This is a genomic window from Leptolyngbya sp. FACHB-711 (assembly GCF_014695615.1).
GTDB lineage: Bacteria > Cyanobacteriota > Cyanobacteriia > Elainellales > Elainellaceae > Leptolyngbya_A.
The window spans coordinates 1-5573 of the sequence record NZ_JACJOR010000078.1 but is presented as its reverse complement, the minus strand read 5'-3'; the positions used below and the strand labels follow the sequence as shown (position 1 = coordinate 5573).

The 5573-nt window shown below is 49.5% G+C and carries 6 protein-coding genes and 1 pseudogene; 6 read left to right on the top strand and 1 reads right to left on the bottom strand.

Annotation, left to right across the window (positions count from 1 at the left end; genetic code table 11):
• The coding region (locus H6F80_RS01985; protein WP_518523501.1) for a calcium-binding protein at window positions 1-444 on the top strand (444 nt) is incomplete at its 5' end.
• Between the two features lie 55 nt (window positions 445-499).
• Here H6F80_RS01985 and H6F80_RS01980 read toward each other — a convergent pair.
• Window positions 500-598 (bottom strand): annotated as a pseudogene (locus H6F80_RS01980) (DDE-type integrase/transposase/recombinase); the annotation flags it as partial.
• A 174-nt stretch (window positions 599-772) separates the two neighbouring features.
• Between H6F80_RS01980 and H6F80_RS01975 the strand changes: the two are divergent.
• From H6F80_RS01975 to H6F80_RS01955, 5 genes are all read left to right on the top strand, one after another.
• On the top strand, window positions 773-1516 hold the full coding sequence (locus tag H6F80_RS01975; RefSeq protein WP_190789940.1) for an IS6 family transposase: 744 nt from the start codon (window positions 773-775) through the stop codon (window positions 1514-1516).
• A 179-nt stretch (window positions 1517-1695) separates the two neighbouring features.
• A complete protein-coding gene (locus tag H6F80_RS01970; protein ID WP_199296311.1) occupies window positions 1696-2319 on the top strand; it encodes an NfeD family protein in 624 nt (207 codons plus the stop codon).
• A gap of 108 nt (window positions 2320-2427) precedes the next feature.
• A complete protein-coding gene (locus H6F80_RS01965; RefSeq protein WP_190789939.1) occupies window positions 2428-3846 on the top strand; it encodes a flotillin family protein in 1419 nt (472 codons plus the stop codon).
• Window positions 3843-5141: a flotillin family protein gene (locus tag H6F80_RS01960; protein WP_190789938.1), complete on the top strand. Its 1299-nt coding sequence runs from the start codon at window positions 3843-3845 to the stop codon at window positions 5139-5141. Before H6F80_RS01965 ends, H6F80_RS01960 begins: the two co-directional genes overlap by 4 nt.
• A gap of 177 nt (window positions 5142-5318) precedes the next feature.
• Entirely contained in the window at window positions 5319-5567 is a 249-nt protein-coding gene (locus H6F80_RS01955; protein WP_190789937.1) for a dihydrofolate reductase family protein, read from the top strand.
• Window positions 5568-5573 lie beyond the last annotated feature (6 nt).

The following is a 5573-nucleotide window of genomic DNA, read 5'->3' as shown; positions in this document are numbered from 1 at the left end:
CTGGGAACAGATGCGAAAGATGTGCTGTCTGGAACAGGCGGTAATGACCGGATCAAGGGACTCAGAAATAATGATACGTTGGACGGTAAGGCAGGTCGTGATATTTTGCTGGGTAATGAGGGTAAAGATACTCTGCGCGGCAAAGGCGGTGATGATCGGCTAGTCGGTGGTTTCGGCAATGATAGTTTGATCGGCGGAAAAGGTCGCAATATCTATATCGGTGAGCAAGGGCAGGATACATTTGGGATTGAACAAGGCGGACTTGCCATTATTCAAACTTATCAGGATAGCCGCGATCGTCTACAGTTGTTGAACGGATTGAAGTTCAGCAATTTAGAGGTCGTGCAACGAAATGATGATGTGGCGATCGAATTGAACGGTAAAACGCTAGCGGTTCTTAACAACAGTAATGCAATACAGATAACAGGAGCTGACTTTATCTAAATGCTACTGAATGATCGGAAAGTGGCGATCGTAACGGGTGGAGAACAAAAAATCTATTACCTTCCGAATCGACTGCGTGATACAGATATTTCCACACATCCCTAATTTTGATATACGTCTCGTCCACCTTCCAGGAATCAGTCGTCGGCTTTAACTGTCCCCACTACAAGAGTCATCGGCTCCGGTCACGCTGGTAGTTGATACTTCTGTGCCCCTAGCAGTCGGTCAAGCCAGATGTCGTATGAGTTATATGTGAACCTAAGGGTTGTGTCGCAAAAAACAGCCAATGGTAAAGTGAGCAGGCTCAAACTTCTCCCCTTGCCCTCCGATGTCTACTGCTGCTCTGTTTAAGTGGCAGCACTTTCTGCCTGAAATCATCCTGCTCAATGCCCGCTGGTACTGCTGTTACTCCCCCAGCTATCGAGACCTGGAGGAGATGATGCAGGAGCGGGGGATGGGAGTGGATCATTCGACGATCAATCGTTGGGTGCTGAAGTATGCGCCAGAGCTGAACAAACGGATTCGACCGCATCTAAAGCCAACGAACGATTCCTGGAGGGTGGACGAGACGTATATCAAAGCCAAGGGCGTGTGGAAGTATTTGTACCGAGCGGTCGATTCAGAGGGTAACACGCTGGACTTTATGCTGAGTGCCCAGCGGGGTGGCAAGGCAGCTGCCCGGTTCTTGCGCAAAGTGCTCAAGAGTCAGCACACTCAAGCTCCACGAGTGATTACAGTGGACAAGAATGCGGCTTACCCAGTGGCAATAGACGCTCTCAAAGCAGATGAGACGATGGAAAAAGAGACCAAATTAAGGCAGGGCGGATATTTGAATAATGGGATTGAGCAAGAGCATCGATCGATTAAACGCGTTGTGAAACCGATGATGGAATTTAAGACGTTCAACAGCGCGAGAAGCACTTTGCATGGGATCGAGGCGATGAACATGGTCTGCAAAGGACAAGTAAACGGCATCAAACAAGGGGACAGGATGTCTCAAGTAAAATTTATCGAAGCGATCTTTAGAATTGCTGGTTACGAGAATGCAGACGATACCATCGTTTGTCCTTAACAAGTTCTTGCGACACAACCCCTCCTGAAAGCCCTGTAAACTCAAGGTTCTAGCTTTAGCATTGTTTATTGTTTCAATGCTACTTAAACCCGGACTGCCATAGATTAACAATCGTTCCGAATTAAAGCGTCTGCCAGAAATAGGTGCCAAGATGGGGATGATTTTCCTGATCGTCCGTCATGTTGAACGTTTACTGGCTCTGTTTCGCGATCGGTGGGGCATTTGTACTTCTGGCTGTCCTGGGTGGACTTGACGGCGCAGATTTTGGCGATGCTGATGTTCCCTTCGATCCCGATGTAGAGCTGTTGGATGCAGCCGATTGTCCTCAGCAAGCTTCTATCTACCAGCAAAACTCTTGGTCTTCCGCGCTCCGTATCTTCAGTAGCCTCAAGTTTTGGACGTTCAGCATTTGTTTCTTTGGGCTGACCGGGCTGGTATTATCCCACCTTTCTTTTTCTGTGGCTCCACTGGTAGTAGCGATCGTTTCCGTCCTGATGGGCATCCTATGCGGAGCTCTCGTTGCAGGTAGTCTGCGGGCATTACGCCAGCAAAAATCGAATAGCCTGATTCGGTCTGATGATTTAGTGGGATTAACTGGAACGGTCGAGCTACCGTTTGACAAGGAGAGTCGCGGGAAGGTGCGGTTACAGATTAAAGGGAACTTGATCGATTCGATCGCCTATACCAGTGACGATAAATCCTTGAACGTGGGAGACCGAGTGCTGGTCATTGGCAGAGAGCAGAATCGCCTGTGGGTTGTAGCCGCAGAGAGTTTAGGTGAGGAGGATAAGAATCTGGGATAGAGGGTTAAACGAGTACTGAACCAGTGATAGCGCAGCTTCTTAGAAGCAGTGCTAGTACATCAAAAAAGAAGCGATTTTTCCGATTTAATGATTAGATAGCAGAATGTGATGAGCAAACAATTTACTGAACCTAGATATCAATTCAAAGCAGCACAGACATCGGAAGGTGTAACCGTTGAAATTGCTCAGGCGAATATCGGAGGAGAGAATCGAACAAACGACTCATCCTCTTTGCTGTCGATGGCTCCGCTGTTTGGACTATCTATCCTGGGAGCCATTCTGTTTGTCTGGTTTGTCAAATGCTTCATGCAGATCTGCAATCCCAACGAAATCTTAATTCTATCGGGGCGTAAGCATCGAACCAAGGAAGGGCAAGAAGTTGGCTATCGGGTCATCTTTGGCGGACGCACGATCGTCATACCCATTCTGGAAACCGTGACACGGATGGACTTAACTACGATGCCCGTTCCGGTAGAAGTCAAAAATGCGTATTCTAAGGGCGGTATTCCGCTGCGAATCCAGGCGATCGCCAATGTCAAAGTATCCAGCGATCCGGTTGTAGTCGGCAATGCAATCGAGCGGTTTTTGGGACGCGATCGGTCTGAAATTTCCCGTGTGGCGCGCGAAACCCTGGAAGGCAACTTGCGGGGCGTTGTTGCCATGCTCACGCCGGAACAGATCAACGAAGATCGACTACAGTTTGCTGAACGTATGGCTGGAGATGTGTCGCGGGATCTGGCAAAACTGGGCTTGCAGCTGGACATTCTCAAAATTCAAAGCGTTGCTGACGATGTGGACTATCTCAGCTCGATTGGACGCAAGCGCATTTCTCAGATTGTCCGAGATGCCGAAATCGCGGAAGCGGAAGCAATGAGCCAGGCAGAGCGGATTGAAGCAGACTGTCACCAGCAGGCAGCGGTGGCAAAATCCCAAGCACTGGCAGTCATTCAGCAGAAGCAGAACGAGCTACGCAAAATTAAGGCAGAACTGGAGCAGCAGGCACGATCGGAAGAAGAACGAACCAAAGCTGCCGAAAAGGAAGCCCGTGCTCGTGCGGAACAGGAGCTTCAAACGGTTCGCGCTGAACTGGAGCGGTTACGTCTGGAAGCGGATCAGGTTCTTCCTGCTGAGGCGGAGAAACAGGCAAAAGCATTGCAGGCAAAAGGCAGTGCGGCTCAGCTTGCAGAAAATGCCAAAGCAGCAGCACTGGTCAACGATATGCTGTCCAAAGTGTGGCAGGAAACGGGAGTCGATGCGGCAGAAGTCTTTCTGATTCAGCAGATTGAGATGGTGCTGCAAGAAGCGGCAAAAATTCCAACTCGGTTGAATCTGCAACAGGTGAGCGTAATCGACAACGGTGACGGCAAGGCACTCGCGAGCTTAATCAACGTCTATCCCGAAGTTGTGCGTCAATTCCTCGATCGCGTTGATCAAACTTTGGGCATCGATGTCGCCGCTACGCTAAAACATCGCAACGGTTATAACGGTCATAAGGGCCATAAGGGTTACAACGGAGAACAGTCATGATTGAGGCACTCGTCGCTTTACTGGCAATTTTAGGAGCGGGAACCGGAACCGGATTTTTCGTCATTCGCAACCTGTATTACATCTGCCAGCCCAACGAAGTGCTGATTTTTGCAGGCAGTTCTCACGAGCTTGGCGACGGTCGTAAGGTGGGGTATCGCCTGGTGAAAGGCGGCAGCAGTGTGCGAGTTCCGCTGTTAGAGCGGGTGCTGCGCATGGATTTAACCAATATGATTATTGATCTGCGTGTATCGAACGCCTACTCCAGAGGCGGCATTCCGCTGACGGTGGAAGGGGTAGCAAACATTAAAATTGCGGGGGAAGAACCTGCGATCCATAATGCGATCGAGCGTTTGCTGGGGAAGAGCCGCCAGGAGATTGAACAAATGGCAAAGGAAACCCTGGAAGGGAATCTGCGCGGCGTATTAGCAAGCCTGACACCAGAGCAGGTGAACGAAGACAAAATTGCGTTTGCGAAAAGCCTGCTGGACGAAGCTGAAGAAGATCTGGGCAAACTGGGACTGGTGCTGGATACGCTGCAAATCCAGAATATTTCCGATGATGTGCGCTACCTCAATTCGATCGGGCGCAAACAACAAGCAGATATGCTGCGCGATGCCCGGATTGCCGAAGCTAAGGCAAAATCTGAATCGTCAATCCAAACGGCTGAGAACGAAAAAATTACGGCACTGAGCCGGATTGAGCGTGATACCGGGATTGCAAGAGCGGATGCCGATCGCCGAGTGAAAGATGCCATTACCAAACGCGATGCCGTAATTGCAGAAGCCCTGGCAGAAATTGCTTCAGAACTGGTGCGGATTCAGGCTGAAGTGCCTGTCCAGCACGAACGGATCAAGCAGGTTGAACAACAACTCCAGGCTGATGTTGTAGCCCTCGCAGAAGCAGGCTGTAAGGAAGCGATCGCCCGTGCGCAGGGGAATGCTTCCCAAATTATCGAAGAAGGGAAAGCAAGAGCTGAAGGAACCCGCCGTCTGGCAGAATCCTGGCGATCGGCTGGACCCAACGCCCGCGATATTTACCTGCTTCAGCGACTGGAAACCTTGCTCAAAACGCTCACCGAGGCTGTACCGGATGTCACGGTACACAATCTGACAGTGATTGATGCTCAGGGCGGCACGACAGCCACCAAACTCGCTGCCTTTATAGAGCAGTTCCAACAAACGACGGGCGTTGATTTATCAGAAACTCTACAACGTTTGACGAGTTCTCAGCAGCTTCCTTCAGAGCTCAGTACGGGACAAAAGCTTGCAAAGGAAGAGCAGGAAAGGGTTTCATGAGAATTACCACATTCCAACTATGAAACCCTATGAATCAGATTACTCGAATCCAGTAAACCTTGCAGCCCATCTGGGTTGGCACGGTGCACGATCCAGCTTTTTAGCTCTCTTTCTAGTCGCGGTTTTTAGTGGTGCATTAAACTAAGGTGGGATAGGTAGCAATGGCGTGCCAATTCTATGCTCGCGTCGTTAATCCAAAACCAGGAGGGGAACGATATCATTGCTTATGGCGGTGTAACCTTTGTATCGGCTCTCATCCAACACAAGCTTATTGATGAGTTTTATTTGTTTATTAATCCAGTTGCAATTGGTAATGGAATGACTATTTTCAGAGAACTTGACCGTAGACAAGATTTGACATTAGTAAAATCAACATCATTTGAATGTGGTATTGTTGCTCTGAATTACGAGCCGAAACGCAGTTAGGAGATA